Origin of the sequence: Bradyrhizobium sp. cir1, from assembly GCF_014198245.1 — a bacterium.
Taxonomy (GTDB): Bacteria; Pseudomonadota; Alphaproteobacteria; order Rhizobiales; family Xanthobacteraceae; genus Bradyrhizobium.
This window is the reverse complement of record NZ_JACIHE010000014.1, coordinates 1-25,183: the sequence shown is the minus strand read 5'-3', so window position 1 is coordinate 25,183 and position 25,183 is coordinate 1. Positions and strand designations below refer to the sequence as shown.

At 62.6% G+C, this 25,183-nt stretch carries 19 protein-coding genes and 1 tRNA gene; 8 read left to right on the top strand and 12 right to left on the bottom strand.

The window, feature by feature from the left end; genetic code table 11:
* Window positions 1-41: 41 nt before the first annotated feature.
* The 4 genes from GGD63_RS25335 to chpT form a co-directional block, all read right to left on the bottom strand.
* The gene (locus tag GGD63_RS25335) at window positions 42-407 is read right to left on the bottom strand and encodes a PleD family two-component system response regulator (protein WP_007600538.1); all 366 of its coding nucleotides are present in this window, start codon (window positions 405-407) and stop codon (window positions 42-44) included.
* 72 nt (window positions 408-479) lie between these two features.
* Window positions 480-947, bottom strand: coding sequence for a chemotaxis protein CheW (locus GGD63_RS25330; RefSeq protein WP_183245881.1), 468 nt, complete (start codon window positions 945-947; stop codon window positions 480-482).
* A gap of 31 nt (window positions 948-978) precedes the next feature.
* Window positions 979-3,792 (bottom strand): hybrid sensor histidine kinase/response regulator, encoded by a 2,814-nt coding sequence (locus GGD63_RS25325; protein WP_183245880.1) that lies wholly within the window; start codon window positions 3,790-3,792, stop codon window positions 979-981.
* Window positions 3,793-3,991: 199 nt separating this feature from the next.
* On the bottom strand, window positions 3,992-4,645 hold the full coding sequence (chpT, locus tag GGD63_RS25320; protein WP_183245879.1) for a histidine phosphotransferase ChpT: 654 nt from the start codon (window positions 4,643-4,645) through the stop codon (window positions 3,992-3,994).
* A gap of 202 nt (window positions 4,646-4,847) precedes the next feature.
* On the opposite strand from chpT, the gene GGD63_RS25315 reads away from it, so the two are divergent.
* Window positions 4,848-5,675 carry a 3'(2'),5'-bisphosphate nucleotidase CysQ gene (locus GGD63_RS25315; protein ID WP_183245878.1) on the top strand — a complete coding sequence of 276 codons (828 nt, stop codon included), beginning with the start codon at window positions 4,848-4,850 and terminating at the stop codon, window positions 5,673-5,675.
* Here the strand turns inward: GGD63_RS25315 and GGD63_RS25310 are convergent.
* Window positions 5,669-6,154: a YHS domain-containing (seleno)protein gene (locus GGD63_RS25310; RefSeq protein WP_183245877.1), complete on the bottom strand. Its 486-nt coding sequence runs from the start codon at window positions 6,152-6,154 to the stop codon at window positions 5,669-5,671. The genes GGD63_RS25315 and GGD63_RS25310 overlap by 7 nt on opposite strands.
* 139 nt (window positions 6,155-6,293) lie before the next feature.
* Between GGD63_RS25310 and GGD63_RS25305 the strand changes: the two genes are divergently transcribed.
* From GGD63_RS25305 to GGD63_RS25290, 4 genes are all read left to right on the top strand, one after another.
* Window positions 6,294-6,899 (top strand): DUF1134 domain-containing protein, encoded by a 606-nt coding sequence (locus GGD63_RS25305; protein WP_183245876.1) that lies wholly within the window; start codon window positions 6,294-6,296, stop codon window positions 6,897-6,899.
* Window positions 6,900-7,016: 117 nt separating this feature from the next.
* Window positions 7,017-8,309, top strand: coding sequence for a hypothetical protein (locus GGD63_RS25300; protein WP_183245875.1), 1,293 nt, complete (start codon window positions 7,017-7,019; stop codon window positions 8,307-8,309).
* A gap of 158 nt (window positions 8,310-8,467) precedes the next feature.
* Window positions 8,468-8,542, top strand: a tRNA-Val gene (locus tag GGD63_RS25295).
* Window positions 8,543-8,938: 396 nt separating this feature from the next.
* Window positions 8,939-14,878, top strand: a complete 5,940-nt coding sequence (locus GGD63_RS25290; RefSeq protein ID WP_183246036.1) for a DUF3320 domain-containing protein — start codon at window positions 8,939-8,941, stop codon at window positions 14,876-14,878.
* A gap of 215 nt (window positions 14,879-15,093) precedes the next feature.
* Here the strand turns inward: GGD63_RS25290 and GGD63_RS25285 are convergent, their stop codons facing one another.
* The 7 genes from GGD63_RS25285 to GGD63_RS25255 form a co-directional block, all read right to left on the bottom strand.
* A complete protein-coding gene (locus GGD63_RS25285; RefSeq protein WP_183245874.1) occupies window positions 15,094-15,933 on the bottom strand; it encodes a universal stress protein in 840 nt (279 codons plus the stop codon).
* 122 nt (window positions 15,934-16,055) lie between these two features.
* Window positions 16,056-16,445, bottom strand: coding sequence for a response regulator (locus tag GGD63_RS25280; protein ID WP_183245873.1), 390 nt, complete (start codon window positions 16,443-16,445; stop codon window positions 16,056-16,058).
* A complete protein-coding gene (locus tag GGD63_RS25275; protein WP_183245872.1) occupies window positions 16,442-20,020 on the bottom strand; it encodes a GAF domain-containing protein in 3,579 nt (1,192 codons plus the stop codon). Before GGD63_RS25275 ends, GGD63_RS25280 begins: the two co-directional genes overlap by 4 nt.
* Window positions 20,021-20,168: 148 nt before the next feature.
* Window positions 20,169-20,846 carry a hypothetical protein gene (locus tag GGD63_RS25270; protein WP_183245871.1) on the bottom strand — a complete coding sequence of 226 codons (678 nt, stop codon included), beginning with the start codon at window positions 20,844-20,846 and terminating at the stop codon, window positions 20,169-20,171.
* A 42-nt stretch (window positions 20,847-20,888) separates the two neighbouring features.
* Window positions 20,889-21,371 carry a transcription elongation factor GreA gene (gene greA, locus GGD63_RS25265; protein WP_183245870.1) on the bottom strand — a complete coding sequence of 161 codons (483 nt, stop codon included), beginning with the start codon at window positions 21,369-21,371 and terminating at the stop codon, window positions 20,889-20,891.
* A gap of 150 nt (window positions 21,372-21,521) precedes the next feature.
* Window positions 21,522-22,004 (bottom strand): hypothetical protein, encoded by a 483-nt coding sequence (locus tag GGD63_RS25260; protein WP_183245869.1) that lies wholly within the window; start codon window positions 22,002-22,004, stop codon window positions 21,522-21,524.
* 240 nt (window positions 22,005-22,244) lie between these two features.
* Window positions 22,245-22,577, bottom strand: a complete 333-nt coding sequence (locus GGD63_RS25255; RefSeq protein ID WP_183246035.1) for a hypothetical protein — start codon at window positions 22,575-22,577, stop codon at window positions 22,245-22,247.
* A 315-nt stretch (window positions 22,578-22,892) separates the two neighbouring features.
* Between GGD63_RS25255 and GGD63_RS25250 the strand changes: the two genes are divergently transcribed.
* The 3 genes from GGD63_RS25250 (at window position 22,893) to GGD63_RS25245 (ending at window position 25,001) form a co-directional block, all read left to right on the top strand.
* The gene (locus tag GGD63_RS25250) at window positions 22,893-23,126 is read left to right on the top strand and encodes a DUF3551 domain-containing protein (protein WP_183245868.1); all 234 of its coding nucleotides are present in this window, start codon (window positions 22,893-22,895) and stop codon (window positions 23,124-23,126) included.
* Window positions 23,127-23,174: 48 nt separating this feature from the next.
* Entirely contained in the window at window positions 23,175-23,381 is a 207-nt protein-coding gene (locus tag GGD63_RS39995; RefSeq protein WP_210315965.1) for a hypothetical protein, read from the top strand.
* An 81-nt stretch (window positions 23,382-23,462) separates the two neighbouring features.
* A complete protein-coding gene (locus GGD63_RS25245; RefSeq protein WP_183245867.1) occupies window positions 23,463-25,001 on the top strand; it encodes a heme peroxidase family protein in 1,539 nt (512 codons plus the stop codon).
* Window positions 25,002-25,183 lie beyond the last annotated feature (182 nt).

The window sequence follows — 25,183 nt, the reverse complement described above, 5'->3', positions numbered from 1 at the left end:
AAACAATCGCCGAAGGATCCGCTCAGCCTCCGGGCGGACGCTCAGATCAGGCCGACTTCCTGGAATTTCGCCGTCACGATGTCCTTGTCGAACGGCTTCATGATGTACTCGTTGGCGCCGGCGTGCAGCGCACGCGCAATATGCGCGACGTCGTTCTCGGTGGTGCAGAACACCACCTTCGGCTGGTCGCCTCCGGGCATGCGGCGGAGATGGCCGAGGAACTCGTAACCGTCCATGACCGGCATGTTCCAGTCGAGCAGCACCGCGTCGGGCAGGCCGCGCTTGCAGGCTTCCAGCGCCTTCTCACCGTCCTCGGCTTCGAGGATCTGGAAGTCGAGTCCCTCCAGGATCCGGCGCGCAACCTTGCGGATGACGCTGGAATCATCAACGACGAGACAAGTTCGCATGTGAACCTCTGCTTCCTGTCCCCTTGCGGGGACACTTCCAATTACTGGCACGTCGGCGGCAATGCCGCCGTATCAGGCCGCCATCATCTCGGGCGCAAGCTCGAGGACGCGATCGACGTCGAGCACGACCATGAGCTGGCCGTCGAGGCGGTGGACGCCGCCGGCGAGCTTGGCCATGCGGGGGTCGAGGTTGACGGGGTTCTCTTCCATGCCGGCCTCGGGCAGGCGCAGCACTTCGCCGATCTGGTCGATCAGGAGGCCATAGGATTCACCGCGCAGGTCGACGCCGACCGCCATCGGGGTCTTGCCGTCCTCGTCCCTGGGCAGGCCGAGACGCGAGCGCATGTCGACGACGGTGACGATGCGGCCGCGCAGGTTCAGCACGCCCGCGATCTCGCGCGAGGACAAGGGCACGCGGGTGACGCGCTCGGGCATGAACACGTCCTGGACGCGGGAGATCGGCAGGCCGAACAGCTGGCCGCCGATCATCGCGGTGACGTATTCGACCATGGCGCCTTCGCTCACTTGCGTCTTGCTCATCTGCGTTTCTCCTGATCCATCCCGCTTGAGGTTACGCCGCCGCCCGGCTCAGCTCGGAGGCGCCGGCGGCGCCCGCGGTCTGCTCCTTCAGCGCCGCGATCAGACCGGGACGGTCGAACTTGGCGACATAGTCGTGGAAGCCGGCCTGACGGCCGCGCTCGATCGCCGCCGGCGACACCAGCGCCGAAAGGCCGATGATCGGCGTCGCGGCGAGGTTGTTGTCGGAGCGAATGGTCTCGGCAAACTCGAACCCGTTCATGTCGGGCATCTCGATGTCGGTCAGGATCACGTCGAAGCTCTGCGCGCGCAGCGCGGCGAGGCCCTCCTGCGCGGTCGGCGCGGTGCGGACGCGGTAGCCGGCCGCCTTCAGCACCGGCGCCAGCATGTTGCGGAAGAAGGCGCTGTCGTCGACCAAGAGCACCGACTGCGAGTGCATCGACGGCTTCATCTCCTTGCGGGTGAACCAGTCGGCGAACGCCATGGGGAGGAAGTGGCCGACGTCGATCACCTCGGTGGCCTGGCCCTTGATCACGGCCGAGCCGAGGATGCCCTGGCTGGAGCCGCCGACCTCGATGTTGAGGCGTTCCTCGACGATGTCGATGATCTCGTCGACGACGAGGCCCATGGAGCGGCCGTCGTCGGCGAACACCAGGATCGGCTGGGCGCCCTGGCTGGCAATGGTGACGCCTTCCATGGCCACCAGCGGCATCAGCTGCTCGCGGTACTGCACCATGTAGCGGCCGTTGCTGAACTCGATCTTGTCGGCGGGCAGCTCTTCCAGGCGCGTGACCAGCCCGAGCGGCACCGCCTTGGGCTGGGACGAGCCGGCGCGGAAGACGAGGAGCGAGGTGGTCTGCTCGCCCGTGCCGATGTGGTGCGCGCCATTCTCGTCGCCCATGTCATGGGCCGAGGAGCCGGCGGCGCCGAGCGCCTTGGCAATGCCGTTGGGGTCGATGATCATGATCACCGCGCCATCGCCCAAAATGGTGTTGCCGGAGAACATGTCGATGTGACGCAGCTTGGTCGACATCGGCTTGACCACGATTTCTTCGGTGTGGAACACGCCGTCGACGACGATGCCAAACGTCTGACTGCCGACCTGGGTCACCACGATGAAGCCGTTCTCGGGATCGCTAGCCGCGCCGTCGTCGATCTTCAAGAGCTTCTTCAGGTGGATCAGCGGCAGCAGCTTGTTGCGCAGGCGCAGCACGGCCGTATCCTTGATGCGCTCGATGCGGTGCTCCGAGTTGGCGCGGGCCCGGACCAGCTCGACCACCGAGAGCTGCGGAATGGCAAAACGGTCGCCGGCGGCTTCCACGATCAGGGCGGAGACGATGGCGAGGGTCAGCGGGATCTTGATGGTGACGCTCGAGCCTTCGCCCGCCACCGACTTGATGTCGATGGTGCCGCCGATCTGGTCGATATTGGTGCGCACCACGTCCATGCCGACGCCGCGCCCCGACACCGAGGTGATGGCGGCCGCGGTGGAGAAGCCCGGCGCGAAGATGAACTTGTGGATCTGGGCTTCGCTCATCTTCTCGAGTTCGGCCTCGGTGACGAGACCCGAGGAGATGGCCTTGGCCTTGATCTTCTCGGTGTTGAGGCCTCTTCCGTTGTCGGCGATGCAGATGATGATGTGGCCGCCCTCGTGATAGGCGGAGAGGCGAATGGTGCCCTGCTCGCCCTTGCCGGACGCCAGGCGCTCGGCGGGGGTCTCGAGGCCATGATCGGCGGAGTTGCGCACCATGTGGGTGAGCGGGTCCTTGATCAGGTCGAGCACCTGGCGATCGAGCTCGGTGTCGGCGCCGTGCATCTCCAGCTCGATCTGCTTGCCGAGTTCGCTCGAGAGGTCGCGGACGATGCGGGGCAGCTTCTGCCAGGCATTGCCGATCGGCTGCATGCGCGTCTTCATGACGCCCTCCTGCAGCTCGGCGGTGACGTTGGAGAGACGCTGCAGCGGCACCTTGAACTCGGTGTCCTCGTTGCGCCTGCTGATCTCCAGCAGCTGGTTGCGGGTCAAGACCAGCTCGGAGACCATGGTCATCAGATGCTCCAGCGTATCCACGTTGACGCGGATCGACTGGTTGGCGACGCGGTCGCCCTCGCCGGCGCTCTCGTCGGCCATCGACTTCTTCGGCGCGGCCTTTTCCCTGGCGGGCTTGGCGGCTTCCTTCGCGGCCGGGGCCGCAGCGACCGACGCGGGCGCAGGTTCAGCCTTTGCTTCGGCTTTCGCAACGGGCGCGGGGACCGGCGCTTCGATCGCGGTCTCGCGGAAGGCGCGCTCGAGCTCGTCGAGCGAGACTTCGCCCGGACGCAGCGGGCGCTCCAGGGTCTGGTCGATCAGCGTGCCCGTGGTCATCTCTTTTGCCGGCGCAGCGGCAACAGGGGCTTCCGGCGCCAGCGGCGGCGCGTCGGCAACGGGAGCCGAACCCGCCGGCATCGGCTGCGCCGAGCCTGACATCGCGGCCATGCCCTGCTCGACCATTGCTTCCAGCTTGTCGATGAGATCGCGGTCGTTGCCTTCCGGCTCGGCTTCGGTCGCCTCCAGGCCGGCCAGAATCTCCTTGATGCGGTCGATCGAGGACAGGATCACCGTCACCGCTTCGGCGGTGACCGGCATGCCGTCGCGGAATTTGCCCATCAGCGTCTCGCCGGCATGCGCCAGCGCTTCGAGCCGCGGCAGGCCGAGGAAGCCGCAGGTGCCCTTGATGGTGTGGACCAGGCGGAAGATGTTATCCAGGATCTTGGCGTTGTTCGGCTCCTGCTCGAACTTCACCAGCTGATTGTCGACGGTGTCCAGGCTCTCGCTGGTCTCCGTCAAAAACTCCCGCAACAGATCATCCATGAAAACAGGCCTTCATACAGGGCGGGCGCGCACGAGGCGTGATGCGCCATTTCGGAATGGGGCCAGCTTCACCGCAAAGCGTTTAATAATGGTTGAGTATGTGGAAAAGAACGGAACCAACAAAGAGATAAGGCGCTCCGGACAAGCCGAAGCGCCTCGTCAAGATTGGCTTAACCTCTGAGCGCGCAGCGGCGCGCGTTTACGAAGCGGTAACGATGATCGCTTCGCCCTCCGGCTTGAGCGTAACGGTGAGCCCGCAGGCCTGCGCGAGCAGCCGCGTATAGTAGGGCTGGATCGCGTGCGCGTCCGCGGCAGGTCCCCGTTCGCCGCTCAGGAGCTCGGAGATGTTCTGCGGCAGGCGCGCATTGTGCCCGGTCGCGGTGATGCGGAAGCTGATCGCCTCGCCCTCGCCGATCGGATCGACCGTCAGCATGCCGCCGCGCGGGATCGTGTGCTGGGCCACCACCAGCATGTTGAGCAGCAGCTTGACGCGATTCTTCGGCAGCAGGAGCCGCGGCAGATTCCAGGTGATCGAGCACTTGCCGTCCTCGATGTGGCCGCGTGCCATGGTCTGGGCGTCGCCGAGGTCGATCTGGGCGCCGGAGGAGCCGGCGGCGCCAAAGGCGAGACGGCAGAACTGGAGGCGGGCGGAGGCGGTCTTGGCGCTCTTGCGAATCAGGTCGAGCGCGAACTCGCGGTCTTCCGGCTTGGGATCGTCGTCGAGCACTTCAAGCCCGTTGACGATGGCGCCGACGGGGCTGATGAGATCGTGGCAGACCCGCGAGCACAAGAGCGCTGCGAGTTCGAGCATATCGGGAGCAGTAGCGGTCGCGGGCGACGAGGCGTCAGACATATAATGGGGTCCTGGAGGGTTCCTGGAATTGCACGGCGCTGGACGCCGCGAATCACGCATGCTTGACGGATGCTGCGGGTTCTAACATTCGCCAGCCGGTGGCAGCTAGCTTGCGATAGGTTCGAAGCGGCCATAAAGGCTGCGGGCGAATCAACTGAGGGGCGAGACTTGCTGACAAAAGAGACTTGCCGATGAATGAGGCATGCAGGTGAGGATCATCGAGGCCGAGGCCGCATCCGGATTGATGGAGCCGCTCACTGCGCTGGTGGTGAAGGCGGGCGAAGCGATCCTTGGCGTCAACCGCGCGGCGATGCGGATCGACGGCAAGCAGGACGGCTCGCCGGTGACCGAGGCCGACCTCGCCGCCGACCGCATCATCGCCGACGGCCTGGCGCAGCTTGCGGGCGACGTCCCGACGCTGTCGGAGGAGCGAACCCAGCTCGCCTCCCCGCCGTTTCACGGCAGCTTCTTCCTGATCGATCCGCTCGACGGCACCAAGGAGTTCGTCGCCGGCCGTGACGAGTTCACCGTCAATCTCGCGCTCGTGACCCGGGGCGTTCCCTTGCTCGGCATCGTCAGCGCTCCCGCGCTCGGGCTGCTCTGGCGCGGCATCGTCGGCCGCGGCGCCGAGCGCGTGAGGTTTGACGGCGCTAACATCGGTGCCGCCGAGCCGATCCACACCCGCAAGCTGCCAGCGCCGGGCGAGCCCTGGGTCGCGGCGGTGAGCCGCTCGCACGCCGATCCCAAGAGCGAAGCGTTCATCGACGGCCGGCCCAACGCGGTGAGAAAGACCTGCGGCTCCGCCGTGAAATTCGGCCGGATCGCGGAAGGCGCTGCCGACATCTATCCCCGGTTCGGGCCGACCTCGGAATGGGACGTCGGGGCGGGCTGCGCGGTCGTGACCGCGGCCGGCGGCAGGGTGACCGACGGCAAGGGCGGCGAGCTCAGCTTCGGCCAGCAAAGCGGCACCGGCTTCATCATCCCGGAATTCATCGCCTGGGGCGACCCGCAGGCGGTAGGCTGCTACTGACCGAGCTGCTCCTGAAGCGCCGGCCAGCGCTTGCCGACCTCATAGAGAAAGCGTTCCGGATCGGCGGCGAAGGCGTCGCGATTGGCTTCCCGGCTGAACAGATAGAGCCGCTGCGCCACGATCGCGAAGAAGCGGGGGTTGCCGGCGACGGTGACGCCGCGGGCGATGTCGGCGGGGTCATAGCCGCCGAACTGCGGACCATAGATCTCGGGATGGGCCAGGAAGGAGGCCCGGTTGCCCTCGTTCCGGAAGCGCCAGACCGCACCCCAGAGGTTGGCCTCGAACTCCGCCGTGCCCTGCTCGGCGGCGCCGTCGACGAAATAGCCGACCGGGTCGAACCCCTCGATGGCAACGCCCGAGAAACGGTTGACGACGATCCGCTCGGTGGTGGCGGCCTCGACCGGCAGCTCCGGGCAAGCGAACCAGACGCCCACCAGCAGGCAGACGAGCCGGCCGATCAAGGCAATTCCGGGGCGCAAAGGGCTATCTTCCTGCCGTTGTGCCGTCATAGTTGCTGCGGATAACATCCGAGTCGAGGGGACATCCGGCGCAACCTAGGGCCGTGCCTGTTGGCGTCAGGTTAAGGAAGCGACCGGATTCGATACCAGGGGTTCTTTTATGACTTTCGCATCACGCCTTGCTGCGCTCGCGCTTGCCGCCATGGTCGGCTGGATCGCGCCGGCCTCGGCCCAGCAGGCGCCGCCGCCCAATCTGCCGCCGCCGCAGCGCAGCCCGACGCCCAATACCTATGGGCCGGACGAGCTGGTGACCGCCGGTCACCGCTTCTTCGGCAACGTCTCGCGCGGGCTCGCCTCGATCATCGAGAAGGCGGTCAGCCAATGGGGCCTGCCGAACGGATACATCCTGGGTGAGGAAGGCTCCGGCGCGTTCGTCGCCGGCCTGCGTTACGGCGAGGGCACGCTCTACACCAAGAACGCCGGCGACCTCCGCGTCTACTGGCAAGGTCCCTCGCTCGGCTTCGACTGGGGCGGCGACGGCGCGCGCACCATGACGCTGGTCTACAACCTGCCCGCCACCAACGCGATCTACCAGCGCTTCGCCGGCATCGACGGCTCGGCCTATATCATCGGCGGCTTCGGCATGACGGCGCTCACCGCCAACAACATCGTGCTGGTGCCGATCCGCTCGGGCCTGGGCTTAAGGCTCGGCGCCAATATCGGCTATCTCAAATACACGCCGCGCGCGACCTGGAACCCGTTCTAAGAGCTCCCTCCCATCCTGTGACGGATCAAGGTTAACGACAGGCCGGGGCTGGCTTTTTGCCAGCCCCGCATGCATTGTCGTTGGTGAATTTTTCCTTAAGCTTGGGAGTTCTGGCCCATGGTCGAACCGATCATGTACCTGGCGATCGGTTTCCTGCTTGCGATGCTGTGCGGGCTTGCCATCGTGCCGCTGGTGCATAACCGCGCGGTGCGCCTGACCACGCGCCGGCTCGAGGCCGCCACCCCGCTGTCGATGGCGGAGATCCAGGCTGACAAGGACCAGCTCCGCGCCGAATTCGCCATGTCGGCGCGCCGGCTCGAGATGAGCGTCGAGCAGCTCAAGAACAAGACCACCAGCCAGCTCGCCGAGCTCGGCAAGAAGAGCGACGCCATCAACCGCATGAAAATCGAGCTCGGCGAGAAGAACGCCACGATTTTCGCGCTGGAGGCGCGCGAGAAGGCGGTGAAGGAGCAGCTCCGCGCCACCGAGGAGGAGTTCAACGCCAAGACCGAATCCTTGCGCGCCGCCGAGAATGCGCTGACCGACAAGCAGAACGAGCTCGCCAAGATCAACTCCGAACTGTCCGACCGCTCGCTGATGGCGGAGAGCCGCCAGGTCGAGCTGGTCGTGGTGCGCGCGCAGATCGAGGAACTGAAGAACCGCGTCGGCGATGCCGAGAAGGAATTTGCCGCTACGCAAGCGCGTCTCGCGCAGGAGCGCACCGAATCCGAGACCGCCTCGCGCGAGCTCGGCGACGCGCGCGGCCGCGTCGAAAATCTGAGCCAGCGCGTCACCGACCTTGATCGCCAGCTGATCGTGCAGGTGAAAGAGGCCGAGATGCTGTCGGGCCGCGTCGCCGACCTCGAGGGCCGTCTCGCCACGCAGGGCAAGCTGCTCGCCGAGCGCGACTACGAGAACAACCAGCTCCGCCAGGCCAGTGAGACCTCCGAGCGCACCGTCAAGGAACTGCGCGTCGAGATCGCGGCCTTGAGCGGCGGCAAGTCGTCGGCGGCATTCGAGGCGCTGCGCGCGGAAAAGACCGCGCTGGAGGAGCAGCTCCGCTCCGCGCGCGACGAGCGCGCAAAACTCCAGCGCGACGTCAACGCGATCCAGCAGCAGGCGGAAAGCTCCTGGGCCACCGAGCGGATGGAGAACGCGCTGCTGCGCGAGCGCATCAACGACATCGCCGCCGAGGTGGCAAAGCTCGCGATGCAGCTCGAAGGCCCGAACTCGCCGATCGAGGCGCTGCTGGCGGCCGAGGCCGGCCAGCCGCCGAAGCCGGCGCCCCGCCCGGCCAACGACGCCGCGACCAATGGCACGCCGAGCCTGCCCGAGGGCGGCGGAACGCTGGCCGAGCGCATCCGCGCGCTCCAGGCCCACGCCTCCCGCGCCCGCCAGCAGGGCGCGTAAGCGGGCCGAAAAGGCGGTTTCCTCGGCGAATTGCGTGATCGAGCAAGGTTTTCCGGCCCCAGGGCGCCTGGAAACTTGACACCTCAAGCCCGCACTTCTAAATCGCGGGCTCCAATGCGTCGGCCGGCCGAAAGTCCGGCCGCCTGCATGATGGTCCCGGGCGCATAGCTCAGCGGGAGAGCGTTCCCTTCACACGGGAGAGGTCCAAGGTTCGATCCCTTGTGCGCCCACCATCCATTTTCCAGAACCTGACCGGTAGCGAGCGATCATCGACGCTTGGAGGCGTTTGGCGCGTCCAAATCAAAGATGTCGAAAACAACCCCATGCACAGTAGCCGGCATCAGTCGGATCAATGGGTTGCGAATTTTCCGAATTTTTCTTGCTCCGTCGGGCAAAACAGGGGCATGATGGCATGATCCGGAAGAGGCATGGCACACGCGCCAGCCTCTTCCTACGATTCGCCGCGATATCGGAGCCCAATAGAAGATAGACCGTGGTGGCACTAGCACTGTTCGGGTTACGACAATTTCGTGCGCAGCGTGCTTCAGCTCGTAAAAGTTGAATCTCGGCTTGCCATCAAGCCTATAATATCAGAATGGTTTTCATTGAAGGCTTGGCTGGGCGGGGCAATGAGCGGCTCACACTTGGATGGTTCGGCAAACGAAATTTCGATTGAGACACCGGAAGAACCCAAGATCGCCGTGATCGCCGATCTTGCGGCTAAATTTACGTTTGCATCGCACCAAAACTCCTTCCCCGTTGTCAGAAGTATCGCCATTCGGAATCCGACCAAAGATGCACTCGAGCGCCTCAGGCTTGAGTTCAGCGCCAACCCTCCATTCCTCAGGCCTAAGACTTGGACGATCGACCGGTTGCTCGCGGGCGACGAGATCGCCCTGACCGACCGCCGCATCGATCTGGATCCTGCTTATCTCGCGAACCTCGACGAAGCCGAGAGCGGTGATATCCAACTCCGCCTAATCCGAGGCGAAGAATTGCTCACCGAGACTGTCGTTCCGGTCCGCCTTCTGGCCCGAGACGAATGGGGCGGCGTGTCAGACATGGCGCAGCTACTTCCAGCCTTCGTCATGCCGAACGATCCAGCTGTCTTCCGCATTCTGAAATCTGCGGCGGAACGGCTTGCCGCACACGGACATTCGTCGGCGCTCGACGGCTATCAGAGCAACGATCCAAAACGCGCTTATATGTTGGCAGCAGCCATCTACTCGGCGGTCGCTGGACTTGGCCTCCATTATGCGGAGCCACCTGCGAGTTTCGAATCACGCGGGCAAAAAGTCCGCGGGCCGAGCAAGATCGTTCAAGATACCATCGCGACCTGCCTCGATACTACATTGCTCTTCGCTGCGGCACTGGAGGCGGTCGGACTGAACGCGGTGACCGTGTTACTGGATGGGCATGCCCTGGTCGGCGTTTGGCTGGTTAAGCGTACGCTCCCCAAGACGGTCGAGGACGATGTCACCGAGCTACGCAAGGGTATTGCGGCGCGCGAGCTTGTGGTGTTCGAGACCACCGGGGTCACGCATAAACCGCCCATGGTGTTCGAACAGGCCAAGAAGAACGGCGAGGCCAAATTAGGCGATAACGCTGCACAGCCCTTCTCTGCCGCAATCGATATCGCCCGATCGCGGTCGTCGGGCATCATGCCGCTAGCGTCTCATGAAGCCCGCGTGGCGACCGCTACCGAAGACGCCGGCACATTCGAGGACATCCCGCTGCCGGCGGAGCCCGACATTCTCGCGCCGGCCGACATCGTGGACGTGAAGCCGACCACCGCAGCGGGCCGCATCGAACGCTGGCAATCGCGCCTGCTTGATCTGTCGCTGCGCAACCGCCTGCTCAACTTCACAGAAGGCAAGCGATCGGTTCCGTTTGTCTGCCCCGACGTCGCCTATCTCGAAGATCGTTTGGCGGATGGCGCCGCTATCAAACTGATTTCCCTTCCGCAACAGAATCCGCTGGGTGAGCGCGATGCCTCGCTACACCGCGAGCGTCGCGGCCAGGATCTACACCAGATCTTTGCTGCGGAGGCGCTGCAGCGCGACGAACTCTCGTCGATGCTCGATGCCAAGGACCTGTCCGCACGCCTGACTGAACTCTTTCGCTCTGCCAAAAGCGATCTAACCGAAGGCGGCACCAATACGCTCTTTCTCGCCGTTGGCATTCTCAAATGGAAAAAGACACCGACCGACCAACGGGTTTATCGTGCACCAATTCTTCTACTGCCCGTCAAGCTTGAGCGATCGGGCGCATCCGATCGCTTTCGCCTCAAGTTTCACGAGGACGAACCGCGTCTCAACGCGACCCTATTGCAATTCCTGAAGAAGGACTTCGACCTCAACCTGCCTGACTTTCGCGACGGTCTGCCGGCAGACGACAATGGCATCGATGTCGCACAGGTGCTGACGCATATGCGCCGGGCGGTGCGTGACGTGCCCGGCTTTGAGGTTGCTGACGATATAGCCCTATCGACCTTTTCTTTCGCCAAATACCTGATGTGGAAGGATCTCACCGATCGCGTCGCAGGGCTGCGGCAGAATCGCGTGGTCAAGCATCTGATCGACAATCCCGAGCGCGCATTCGATGGAGCCGATCAACCCTTCCCCAACGAGAGCGATATCGATCGCAATTATTCTTGCGCCGACCTCGTCATGCCGTTGCCAGCGGATTCTTCGCAGGTCGCAGCTAGTCTCGCCGCCGCGCAGGGGCGAGATTTTGTGATCGTTGGACCGCCCGGCACCGGCAAGAGCCAGACGATCGCCAACATGATCGCAATGTGCCTTGCCGGCCGCAAGACGGTGCTGTTCGTCGCTGAAAAAACCGCCGCTCTCGATGTCGTCCACCGCCGTCTGCGCGAGCACGGCCTCGGCGATCATTGCCTCGAATTGCATTCGAACAAGGCAGATCGCAAACAATTCTTCAATCAGTTGAAGAATTCATGGGAGAAGCGCGGCCCGCAGACCGGATCGCAATGGGTCACGCTCAACGACCGCTTGCAAGTCCGGCGCGACGAATTGAATTCATATGTCGCCGCCTTGCACCACAAATCGTCCAACGAATTGACGCCTTACATAGCGATCGGGATCGCCGCATCGGGTCACGACGATCATGCGCCGGGTTTTCAGTGGCCCAGCAAGGACACCCACGATGCCGCCAGCTATGCCGAGTTGGAAGACCTCGCCGATCGTCTTGGACGAACATATGCCGCCGTTACGGTCCGCCCCATCCTGCGCCTCGTTCATGTCGACGAATGGAGTAATGGCTGGCAGGAAAGGCTGATCGCCGCGGCGCGAGAGCTAAGGCATGCGGCGACAGCGACAAAGGCAGCCTTGATGGCGGTAAGCCCCCGTCTTGGTCTTCAAGACCTGCACGACTGCCGCGTCGACGGATTGAGATATTTCGCCGATCTCGCCCGCGACCTTGTCGCCTCAGCAGGCGAGGATCTAACGGTCATCCTGCATCGCGACTTTGCAACGCTGACGCGCGCGCTGGCCGAACTCGATGCCGCAATCGCGACCTATCGCCAGAACGAAACCGGCCTGTCCGCACGTTACGCTCCTGATGTCGTGGCTCGCATGCCACTGGCCGATATCGAGCGCGACTGGCACGAAGCCAATGCTGCCATCTGGCCTAAGTCCTGGCTATCGGCGCGGCGCGTCCGGCGCCTGCTCGGATCGTATGCCGGAACCAAGACAGCCAACCCGAACACCGACCTAACGCTGCTTCGCCAATTGCAGGCGACGCATCGCTCGATTGACAACAATGCGGTCGCGCAGACCTCGCTCCGCTTCGCAGGCCTCGATACGGACTGCAAGGCGCTGGCCAGCCACATGCAGAAAGCAGAGCGGCTTCGCACTTCGCTGGTGCAGCTAGGCGAGTTTGCCGGCGACGTCCAAAGGGTCGCGGCCAGTATTGCGGGCGGTCTCAAGGGACAAATCAACCAACCGCAGCTGTCAGCCGCCAAAGAATATCTGGCACGTTATCAGGACCTCCAGGAGGCGATCCACGCATTCGAAGCCATTGCCGGTTTGCCACTCAACGGCGAAAGCGACGACTTCCTTGGCAGCGTTGCCGGGCAGATGGACGATCTCGAGCAAGCGCGCTCGCTCTTTCGCGACTGGTCGTCCTGGTGCGCGGTTCGAAAACGCGCGATCGCCCGCGGGCTTGGTCCCCTGGTTGAAGATATCCAGAACAACGCAGTGCCCCCGGATCGGAGCGTTGCGGCATTCCGGCTAGGCTATGCGCGCTGGTGGCTGCCGTTGGCGATCGACGAGAGCCCCGAGCTGCGCAATTTTCGGCGCTTCGAGCACGAAAACGCCATCATCGACTTCAGGGCCATTGATGATCTCGTACGCAGCCATGCCAGCGCCCGAATCGTCAGCGCGCTGGCGCACGGCCTGCCGTCTTCCGAAGCCGTCTCCCGGCAGTCGGAGCTCGGACAGCTACGTCATCAGATGGGTCTACAGCGGCCAAGCCGCTCGATCCGAGAGATGGTCGCGGCCATGCCGGGGACATTCAGCAAGCTGGCGCCTTGCGTGATGATGTCGCCGCTCTCGATCGCGCAATATCTGCCGCCCGATCAGGCGCTGTTCGATGTCGTGATCTTCGACGAAGCGTCCCAGATCGCCACCTGGGATGCCGTTGGCGCGATCGCGCGCGGTAAGCAGACCATCATCGTCGGTGACCCCAAGCAGCTGCCACCGACCAACTTCTTCGGCCGCGCGGACGATGGCGACGACGGCATACCGGAGCACGACCGCGACCTCGAAAGCATTCTCGACGAAGCAAGAGCCTCCGGGCTGCCGGTTCGTCATCTGCGCTGGCATTACCGAAGCCGTCACGAATCGCTGATCGCATTCTCTAACTGGCATTATTACGACAATCACCTCATCACTTTCCCGAGCCCGGTGACGGATGACCGCGCCGTTTCGCTCAATCTTGTGCCGACCGGCGTCTATGACCGTGGCAAGAGCCGGACCAATCGTGAAGAAGCACGCGCGATCGCCGCCGACATCCGCAGGAAGCTGCAATCGTGGCTCGTTTTGCCGGAAGGAAGGCGACCGACCATCGGTGTGATCACCTTCAACGCCCAGCAACAGGCGCTAATCCTCGATCTGCTCGACGACGCACTGCGCGCCAATCCCGACCTCGAATGGTTCTTTTCCGACGACCGTATCGAACCGGTGATTGTCAAAAATCTCGAAAACATCCAGGGCGACGAGCGCGACGTGATCTATTTTTCGATCACTTTCTGCCGCGACGCTGCCGGGAAACTGCCGATGAACTTCGGCGCCATCAACAACGAAGGCGGCGAGCGGCGATTGAATGTCGCGGTGACGCGCGCACGAACTGAGCTGAAAGTCTTCTCCGGTCTCCGCGCCGACGACATTGATCTAGATCGCAGCAAGGCGCTCGGCGTTCGTCATCTCAAGGCGTTTCTGGACTATGCCGCGCGTGGCGCAATCGCGCTTCCGGCGCAGGATTCCGGTTCGCTTGGCGATATGGAATCGCCCTTCGAACAAGCTGTCGCCGCGGCGCTTGAGGCACGTGGCTGGCAGATCGTGCCGCAGGTTGGCGTCTCCGGCTTCCGAATCGACCTCGGCATCCGCCATCCCGATCACGCAGGACTGTATCTCGCCGGTATCGAATGCGATGGCGCCACTTATCACAGCTCGGCTACAGCGCGCGACCGCGACAAGATTCGCGAGCAGGTGCTGCGCGGCCTCGGCTGGAACATCCTGCGGATATGGTCGACGGACTGGTGGTTTAACGCCGCAGAGACGATTGAACGCATTGATGAGACGTTGAATACAGCGCTAGAAACGAGCCGGGCTGGTGCTGCCGAAGTCGAAGGCGCTGCGAATATCGGCGGTGCCCTCCAGGCCGACATCCCGTATGACACCGATACGTCCCCGAACGATATGGGCGTCAGCGATGCGGCGGATCGTCTCGCGGATGAGGCCAGCGTTATAGCGGTGACGTCCGATGTTCCGGTGCCAGTCGGAGAACAGCGAATTGCCTCGCTAACCGAGGCCGAAGCACGCTCGGAAGCGACTTTCCGGGTGGCCGATCTGTCTGACATCAAAGTAGATCCCGAGCGCTTCTTTGAGTTTTCCTATCGTTCAAGCTTGCAGTCCATGGTCGAGGTCGTCATGGAGGCAGAAGCGCCGGTCCGCGAAGACATCCTTGCCCAGCGTATCGCGCGCGCTCATGGATGGCTCAGGACCGGAGCACGCATTCGCGAGCAGATCGCGCGTCATCTGAAGGGTTATGATAGAACAGAAGAAACTTCGGGCTCATTCCTTTGGATGCCCGGAACGGTCGCGCACCGCCTCGCATTCCGTCCGCCGCATGGCCCCGATCACCGCCGCCCCCTTTCCGAAATAGCGCTCGCGGAACTTACAGATTTCGTACTCTTGAATTGGGAAGCCCTGGAAGAAGAAGATTCACCGTTGGTATATGCACGCTTGCTTCAGGTGGAGAGATTGGCAGCTCCTACACGCGAACGCCTTGAGGAGGCAATCGCCAGGGCCCGATCGTTGAATGACTAATGGGATCAGGCCTAGACCAATATTCCCTCTGGCGACCAGGTGACGATCCCAATGGAGTGAAACACCGCCCAGCGGACGGCCATTTCATCTCCACATATCAGACAGATATTTGGCTGCGGGGACAGGATTCGCAACTTGCGCAGCGGTTTTCCGAAAAGATCGTGCTCGAACATCAACTAAAGCGCGATGACGATTCATCCAAATCTCATCGCGCTCTAATGAGCCATCAGGACAGGCAAGTCCGCGTGTTCCAAGATATAGCTGGTCGCCCCACCGAATATCATTTGCCGCAGCCGAGTGCGGGTGAAGGCTCCCTTGATCAAGAGATCGCAGCCGTGAGCTCTGGCGGCATCGAGGACCGCCTCACCAGTTTCGCGCCCCTCTAGTTCAACGCTGAGCAAGCTGACTGCAATGTCATTGTACCGCAATTGTCGGGCGATCTGATCGGCAGATGGTCCTGGTACCGCTTGGCCGCCAATAACGGTTAGCACCGATACCCTTTCGGCCGAACGAAGCAACGGCATGGCAAATGCGTTTGCCCGAGCTTGCTCGGTGCTGCCATTCCAGTGGATCATGATGTTCGTCGCGATGCTTCTTGGTGCCCTCAGTGGCGCCAGTAGAACGGGCCTGCCGCTCTCGAACAGCGCGGTTTCAATCGCGCGGCGGTGAGGGCCCGCAGCATCATTATCAGATCGTGCCATCACGATCAGATCGAAAGCGCGCCCGTGATTTCCGACAAAGTCTTCGCCCTCAGGCGCGGTCTCAAGCCAGCCGAAGCATGGTCTATTCGATGCCGCAGTGGCTCGAGGAATATCGTGCTTCAGCATGAATGCTTCGAAAAAGTTGCGCATGTCGTTCAGTTCGGCTTCGCTCTTCGCCAGCTGCGAATCCATGAGAATGCCGGTGGCCAATTCTGCCGCTACGTATTGAGGCATGCCGAGCCGGAGTGGAAAGCCTTCGATATAGGCGCCGGAGCGTCGGGCGAGGCCTACGACGACATCGAGCGTGGATGTCATCATCGAAATGTTTTGAAGCGGAACCAAGAGCGTCTTCATTTTCAACTCCCGGTGTTTCGGTGAACATTGGCGCAGTATGCCTGATTTCACCTGGGTTAGTGGCTACGATGATGTCACCTTGCGAGCCGTTCCGGTCTGTCATCGACCACGACAAGGTCCGATCATGCGGCCTGCACAAGCCTCGTATCGATCTCCTGGCGCAGCACCGCAAAATCGATTGGCTTGGTCAGCAGGTCGGCTGCGCCGCTCGCCAGCGCTTTACGCCTGGTCTCGGCGTCACCATAGGCCGTGATCATGATGACCGGTACGTCGGGGCGGGCAGAGCGCACGATAGGCAGCATCTCCAGCCCGCTCATTCCGGGCATGTTGATGTCGGACAGGATCAGAATCAAATTGGCATCCTCTATCTCGACCGCACGCGCCAGCGCCGCGGGTGCGGACGATGCGAACTCCATGAGAAAGCGGCCGGCCCGCAAATCGCGCCGAAACTGCTGGCGAAACAACGCCTCGACATCAGGCTCGTCGTCGACGACCAATATATAGACGCTCAACTTCTGCCTCCGGTCTGCAATGGTGCCGCCAGCGTACGCGGCAGCGTAATGATGAACTCGGTATAATCGCCAGGCTCGGTATCGACCTCGATGCGGCCTCCGTGCTGCTTCACAACGATGTCGTGGCAGATTGAAAGGCCAAGTCCGGTTCCTTCGCCCGCGGGCTTGGTTGTGAAGAATGGGTTGAATATCTTCTCTCTGACGTCGGCCGGGATGCCGGCGCCATTGTCGCGAATCCGGATTTCGACGGCGCCGCCGAGACTTGTGGTCGTCGCGCGCAGCCTTGGCTCGAAGCCGTCGCCGACGGCGTCCTTTTGTTTGCTCGCCGCGTAGAATCCATTTGAAATGAGATTGAGGAACACCCGCGTGATCTCCTGCGGATACAGCTCGAGCGCCCCCGCAGACGGATCGAGATTTCTTTCAAGCGTGATATTGAAGCCCGCTTTTTCAGCGCGCGCCCCGTGATAAGCAAGATTGAGACTTTCCTCGATGATGGCGTTGATATCGGCCGAGCGGCGCTCGCCGGACCCCTCGCGAGAGTGCAGAAGCATATTCTTGACAATGGAATCGGCGCGCGTTCCGTGCTGCACGATCTTTTCCAGATTGCCTTGCAGCATTTCTATCAGCGCGTCGATGTCCCGCCTCGCTGCCTCGCCGAGTGCGGCTGAGCGCAGTCCGTCGCCGAGTTCATCAATCAGTTCAGCGGAAAGCGCTGCAAAATTGTTGACGAAATTGAGCGGATTCTTGATCTCATGCGCTATGCCGGCGGTGAGCTGCCCCAGCGAGGCAAGCTTTTCGGTCTGGATCAACCGATCCTGCGCATTCCGCAGCTCCTCCAAAGACTGCGACAATTCCATGGTGCGCTCTCGCAGCTCATTCAGGAGGCGTGCATTCTCGATCGCAATCACGCCCTGATGTGCGAAATTCGATACGAGTTCGATCTGTTTGTCAGTGAATGGTTTCACTTCCTGGCGGAAGATCGTGATGGTGCCGATCAGTTCGTCTTCCCTGAGCATGGGCACAATGACGAGGGTCCTTGCGCCGGCAAGGTCGGCAAGCGCGCGAACATTGAGGTTGCCTTCGATGTAGGGCGGCTCGGTCCTGATATCGTCGATATGAACCGTCTGATGAGTTTTCTCGACGGTACCCAGGCCGCTCGCGGGATGTGGGCGAATGCTCTGGTATAGCCGGGTATCAATGTAGGCTTGCGGCGCGTTGTGCAGCGCGACCGTGCGAAAGCCGCCATCCTCGTAGAGATTCATGGTGCCGAAGCCGGCGCCACAGATCCGGGTCGCATTCTCCAGCATTTTGGAGAAGACCGGTGTCAATGCGCCCGATGAAGCGCTTATGATTTCCAGGACCTCGGACGTTGCAGTCTGTCGCTCCAGCGATTCGTTCAATTGCTCGAACAGACGCACATTATCGATAGCGATAACGGCTTGATCTGCAAAAGTCTGAAGCAGGGCGATCTGCTTCTCGTCAAATGGGCGAACCTCGGTGCGACGGAGCACGATCGCGCCCATGCTCTCGCCATCGCGCATGAGCGGCACGCTCAGAACGGTCCGAACGCTGGAGCGACGCGCATATTCGCGTCCTGTCGGGAATTCCTCCCCTTCGGGCCCGAGCAGGTCGTACACATGAACGGTGCGGCGATCGATTATGGCGCGGCCGGTGGGCGATTTGACAGTGAGCAATCGTCGGCTCCACACCACGGGAACTTGTCCATGGTGCGCCTGGATGACGATATCGTCTCCGTCCCTCAGAACGACCAGCGCATCATATGCCTCGCAAAGTCCGCATGCGCTTTCCACGATGGCCTTGAGCACCGGGCCGACCTCGGTCGGGGAGGACGCGATAACCCGCAGGATATTGGCGCTTCCGGTCTGGTACGTCAGCGCCTCCGACAGGTCTCGCGTCCTGGTCTGCAATTGTTCGAAGAGCCGTACATTCTCGATGGCGATCACGGCCTGGTCGGCAAACGTCGCGACGAGTTCGATCTGCTTTTCCGTGAAAGGCTGCACACGCCTGCGAGCGATCACGATCGCGCCGATCGGCTCATTCTCGCGCAGGAGGGGAACACCGAGCGCCGTGCGCTGACCAGCCATGGTAACGGACTCGCGCAGGCCGTATTCGGGATCGGCTGCGACATCGAGGACTTGCACCGGACGGCGCTCGAGCACGGCCCGACCTGTGACCGTGCTCTGTCCGGGGGTAATCGGATGCCCCCGCAGAAACTCGATGTATTCCTCGGAGAACCCTACCGCTGCTCCGGCCAGATATTCATCGCCCTCGCGGCGCATGATGAATGCCATCTCCGCTTCGCACAGCCGCGCCGCCGAATCGACCAGCGTGTTGAGCACGGTTTGCAGGTCGAAGGTCGAGCGGCTGATCACCTTCAGCACATCGGCAGTCGCTGTTTGCTGCTGAAGCGATTCGGCGAGATCGCGCGTCTTCGCCTGGACCTCATCAAACAGCCGGACATTCTCAATCGCGATCACGGCTTGATCGGCGAAAGTGGAGACCAGGTCGATCTGCTTGTCCGTGAACGAGTTCACGACCTTGCGACCCAGGAACAGCACGCCGATCGTTTCCCCGGACCGAAGCAAGGGTACGCCCAGGAGGGTGCGATAACCGCCGGCCCTCTGCTGCTCGGGATAGGCGTATTCGGGATCGACCAGGACATCCTCAATCTGGACGGCTTTGCCGCACAGCAGGACGCGCCCCACGACACTGCCGCGTCCGGCATTGAGTCGAATGCCCGCCGAGACCTCGGCCCACTCGGGCGAGAAATTGTACCGAGTTGCATGATGGTAGGCGCCGTCGGCGTCCTGCCGGACGATTGCCGCCATATCGGCACCACACAGCCACGCCGCTGATTCTGTCAGCGTGTCGAGAACCTTTTGCAGGTCGAACGTCGACCGGCTGATCACCTTCAACACATCGGCGGTCGCGGTCTGCTGTTTCAGAGCCTCACTCAGGTCATTGGTGCGTTGCTGAACCTGATTGAACAGCCGCGCATTCTCAATGGCGATCACGGCCTGATCGGCGAAGGTCTGCAGAAGTTGCACATGATGTGGAGCGAAGGTACCGGGCTCGACTCGCGTTACGCTGATCATGCCGATCACCACGCCCCCGGTCGTGAGCGGAACGAACAACATGCTGCGAAAGCCGCGGGCGCGCGCGACAAATTTGATTTCGTTCGTCAGCGCTTCAGTGTCGGGGGTCGGTACCACCTTACCCGCGTGGACTTGTCCGAAACTCTCAAAATCGGCAATCGGCCTCGGAAACATATTGCTCAGAGCCTCATCGGCGGCAGAATTCGTCGGCGTGAATGCAACCAAATGGGCAGTGCCGTCGATGAATCGGAATACGGTCGTCGAAAAACCGCCGAGCAAGGCATTGGCCCGCTTCGCGATTGCCTCGAATACCGGCTTCACCTCTGATGGCGAACTGGCGATGATCTTGAGAATGTCCGTGGTGGCGCTCTCGCGATCTTGTGCGGCGCGCAATTCGGCCAGGAGCCGCGCGTTCTCTTGCTGCAAATCCGCCACCACGTCCTGAGGAAGCGCGGCCATGATGAAAATCCACGTCGCCAGCCGGTTCGGGGGCCGGCGTCAAAATATGATCAAGAAAACATCGGGAATTATTCCACTCCCGGGTCCTTCCGACCAGACGTATCGGGAGTTGATTTTTCGACCAACTGCGCGTCAGCCCCGGGCAGGCTTAGGCGGGCTGGCCCGGCCGCCAGGCCGCGTAGAGACCGACGAGGGTCCCGATGACGACCAGGGCTGCCGCCAGCAGCACCTGCAATTCCCCGTCATCGGTGGCGCCGACGGACGACACTAACCTGGTCACGACGACGAACAAAACGCCCACAGAGGCCGCTGCGCCCACGCTGAGATGGGCGAGCTCTCGCGTCAGGCTGCGGCCGAGAAGCCCGAGTGCCGTAAAATACATCGCGCAAGCGTTGGGGTGCACGAACAAGGCAACGCGCGCGTAAGGACCGTAGGTGTCGAGCAGGGACTCGCATCGGCTCAGTGCCGCTTTTGAGGCGACCCGCTGCAGGAGCGGCCTGAAGAAGCGGGCCTGTCCGTAACTCAAGACGGCGCCTACGATGATGGCGAGCCAGGCCACGACAAAAACGGAGACATCCGCGGGCTTCGGATTGAGCGCCACGGACATCAGGATAAGGGCGGTTCCGGGAAAATAACCAAAATACGGGAAGACCGACTCCAGGAGCACGCAGGCGAACATGAAGACCGGAAACCACCATGAACCGGTCGCACCCTGAACGATGGCGTTCAAGTCGAACAAGCTCGTCCTGTACAGGACGAGATACATGCACATGGCGAGGCCCGCCAGCGCGTAGAACGGCAAGGCTCCCGACAGAAACCGTCTCATCCAATCATCGCGCTTTGTTTGGCGGGCACTGCGGAGAGCATCTTACGCAATCGATACAATCTCGATCTCCTGCGCGCCTGCCCCCACGACATCCCCCACCGCCTTCCCCATCAGCGACCTCGCCACCGGCGAGACGAACGAGATCGAGCCGGCCTTCGGATCGGCTTCGTCCTCGCCCACGATGCGGTAGGTCTGCACGCGGCCGTCCGGGCGGCTAAAGGTCACCGTGCTGCCGAAGGCGACGATGTCGGTCGAGGCCGGATTCGGCATCACCTGCGCCGTGCGCAGGCGTTCGGTCAGATAGCGGACGTCACGCAAGGGCACGGCCGACTGGCGGCGCTTCTCGTTGACGTCGTCGATGGCTTGCGCGGCCTCATAGGCCTCGCGCGCTTGTTGAAGCTGCGTCTGCAAGGCCTGCAGGCCGGCTTCGGTCACGAGGTTCGGATGGGGCGAGATCGGGCGTTCCGGCAACAGCGTCTCGGACGCGGTCTCGGCGCTTTCTTCCTTGGTAAAGGCGACGCTCAATTCAAGAATCCTGTCTACGTAGCGACGCCGCACGGCGCCGATGACCTGAGACTAGAGCCCCTTTCCGATGGAATCGGAACGGGGCTCTAGCTTCTTTAGTTTAACGCGTTTTCTTGACGCGAACCGGTTTCCACTTCGCTTGAAAACGCTTTATATCTCAAGTGCGACGAAACGGCGGAGCTTGAAGACCAGGTCCGGCATGGCTTGGCGGAACCGCGTCGCGTTCTGGAACGAAGTGGAGAACGGCGCAAAGGTGATCATCGCGTTCCAGTGCCGGTAACCGTAGACCGTGACGGACGCGCCGGTCGCGGGAAAATCCTCCATCTTGCGCAATTCGCCGAGCACGAGATCGGCGATCGCTTCCGCCGGCAGCAATTTCCTGCCGTCCGGCGTCGTGGCGATCTTCATGGGCGGTTCGGCCGGCTTAGCGGCAGCGGGTACGGCATCGGAAGCCGGAGGCTGGGCCGGTGCCGCGTCGGGGACGGACACCGCGACCGGCTCAGATCCATGCGTCGGGGCGGTCGGTGGAACCTCGGTGAGCGGCGGCGGAGCAACGATGTCTGCGCGCTTGTTGCCTCCCAGGATGCTGCTGATCATGGCCACGAGGCCAGCATCCTTCACGTCGTCGCTCATTACGTCCCCCGGCACTCCCCTCGGCCTTGGCTTACTTTAGCACCGCTCCGGCAGACCGCCACAATGGTTATGCAGTCCGCCTTTGCTTGACCAAGCCAGCTCGCCTGCGGTCCATCCTTCGAGACGCCCGCCTGCGGCGGGCCCTCAGGATGAGGTCACGTCTTGCGGCGAGATGTCAGACCCTGATGGTGAGGAGCCCGCCAAAGCGGGCGTCTCGAACCATGCAGGCCATGCCATCCGTCACTGCTTCTCGAACGGGATATATTGCTGGTACTGCTTCGGTACCGAGCTGCGATAGCGCGCGGGCACGGTGCCGCTGTCGATCGAATGATCGATCTCCTGCTGCCGGGTCATCTTCTTCTTTGCCGGCTTCTTCGATGCGCTCTTCTTGGAGTCGGATGGCTGGCTGGTATCGGTGGTGGCTCCCGGCGCTGTCGTCGCGGCTGGCGCAGTGGTTGTCGCCGCAGGCGCAGCGGTCCCGCCGGCGGCCGGTGCGTTCTGCGCCAGAGCGAACGATGATTGCGCAAGAAGCGCCAGCGCTGCTGTCGCAGCCAGCAAATATGACCTTTGCATCATAACCTCCAAAAATTGACCCTGACCCGAATGAGGAAAAGCGTAGGCTTTCGGGAGTGGCGCGTGCAAGTCCGCCGACGGCAAGTCCGTTAAAGGCAAGTCCGCTCACGCAAGTGCGCTCACGATAGGTCGGAACCAAGTGGCGAACTGTGGCCGAGATCACATTGCTCGCCGCGGCTTGCTTCATCATAGACGCATGTTGAACGCGCCGCCCACTGCGGACACCAAGACGAGCACGACAAAGTGTCGGACAAGTCGGGGAACACGCAGATTGAGCTCGTGTTCCTCATCCCACCATTCTCGAAGGAGACTGAAATGCGTCGCACCATCCTCACTCTCGCATCGTTCGCAGCGCTGATCGCCGTAGCATCCCCGGCAGCCCAGGCGCATCCTGCAAACGATCGATATTGCCTGCAGGGCCGCATCTGGGGCTATCCCGGCAACTGCCAGTTCGCGACCTATCAGCAGTGCCAGGCCTCCGCCTCCGGCACGTCGGCCTATTGCGGCATCAATCCGCGCTACGCGTTCTCGCAGCAGCGCTATTACTGACGTGGTTGCGGCGTGCGCGCGTGACGCGCGCGCCGCCACAATTTTCACGTGAAGACGATCCGCCGCACCGACGGCGCGGCGAGTCGACACCTCATCCGCGGCTCGCGCGCGTCGATGACGAGAATGTTATTCGTCACCGCTCCGGGAAAATTTTGCAAAGCGCTGCCGCAGCTTGCTCACGCCCCTCCGCTTCGGAACAGCATCGACATCGCGCACAGTGTGAAGCTGCGGCTTGTGGCGCGCCAAAATCCCTGATCTAGCTTTGCCTGCATATTCTGTTGCGAACAACTTTAGCTTTATTCGTCCCGTCGTGACTTTTTCATGGAGGTGTTTTCAATGAGCAGCCGCCACGCAATTGTTCCGCGCGGTCTGAACGCAACCCGTTCGCCGCTTTCGCAAGGCCGCTTCGGCCGCATGTTCCGCAAGCTCACGCCGGCAAAATTCGGCGCCAGCGACTCCGCCAACATCGCCAACCTTTCGGCGCTGGCCGACAAGATGGTTGGCAAGTTCGATGCGCCCAAGGACGGACCGGACGCGGAGGAGAGCGGCATTCCCTCGCTCTACACCTATTTCGGCCAGTTCATCGACCACGACATCACCTTCGACCCGGTCAGCTCGCTGACCAGGCAGCAGGATCCCGACGGGCTCGTCGACTTCCGCACGCCGTCGTTCGACCTGGACAACGTCTACGGCCGCGGGCCGAACGACCAGCCCTACATGTATGACGGCATCAAGTTCCGCCTCGGCGAGAAGCTGAGCGGCACGGGCGTAGCCGACACCAGCGACCTGCCGCGCTTCAAGGGCCGCGCGCTGATCGGCGATCCCCGCAACGACGAGAACAGCATCGTCTCGCAGTTCCAGGCCCTGATGCTGCGCTTTCACAACCGCATGGTCGACGACAATGACAGCCTGTCGTTCGAGGAGGTGCAGCAGCGCGTCCGCTTCCATTATCAATACGTCGTGCTGAACGACTTCCTGCCGCGCATCGTTCACGCCAGCGTGCTGGACGAATTGAAGACCTCAGGGCACTACGACCGCAGCAAGCTCGCCCACTACCACTGGAAGACCTATCCGTTCATGCCGGTCGAGTTCTCGGTCGCGGCCTACCGGCTCGGGCACTCCATGATCCGCCCCGGCTATCGGCTGAACGATGCGGACAACATGCTGCTGCAGATCTTCCCCGATCCGAACAATCCCGATCACAACGCACTGACCGGCTTCCGTGCCATGGGCCCGGGACGCGCCATCGACTGGGGCCGCTTCATCGATCTCGACACGCGCGCTTACGGCGTCGAGGACGACGACACCAATCCCGACAACAAGCGGCGGCTGCAGTTCGCCTATCGCATCGACACCTCGCTGGTCGATCCGCTGCGCAAGCTGCCGCCGGAGGTCGCCTCCAATCCGGCGTCGCTGGCGCTGCGCAATCTCGAGCGCGGCTGGCGGCTCGGCCTGCCCTCGGGCCAGGCGGTCGCCAGGGCGATGAACCTGACGCCGCTCGCCGACGATCAGATCCTCATCGGCAAGGCCGTCGACGAGCCTGGCCCTGACGATCCGCAGGTGCCGATCGCGACCATCGCGAACGGCGTGTTCGCCGGCAACTGCCCGCTCTGGACCTACATCCTGGCCGAGGCGCGACAGTTCCAGACCGCCGTGACCATCCCCGCCACCGGCGCGCCGGCAGGCGGAATCAACACGCCGCAGCTCGGCCCCGTCGGTGGCCGCATCGTCGCCGAGGTCTTCCTGGGCATGCTGTTCGGCGACAATTCCTCCGTGCTGTCGCTCGACCCGCAATGGACGCCGGTGACCGGCTCAGGCTTCGCGCTGAAGGACCTCGTCGCCTACGCGCTCGGTCAGGGCGATCCGCTGCACTGAGCGCGTGAGGGGTGACACGAAGGCCGTCCGCGTTGCACGGGCGGCCTTGTGGTCCACCTCTCCCCGACGGGGAGAGGTGAACCGAGGTGTCCAGACCGGATAGAGAGGTAACACAGTAGACCGGATGGATGGGTGACAGTTCTCTGTCGGCTGGGAGGACCAGCCGATGCCTTGGCGAGAGA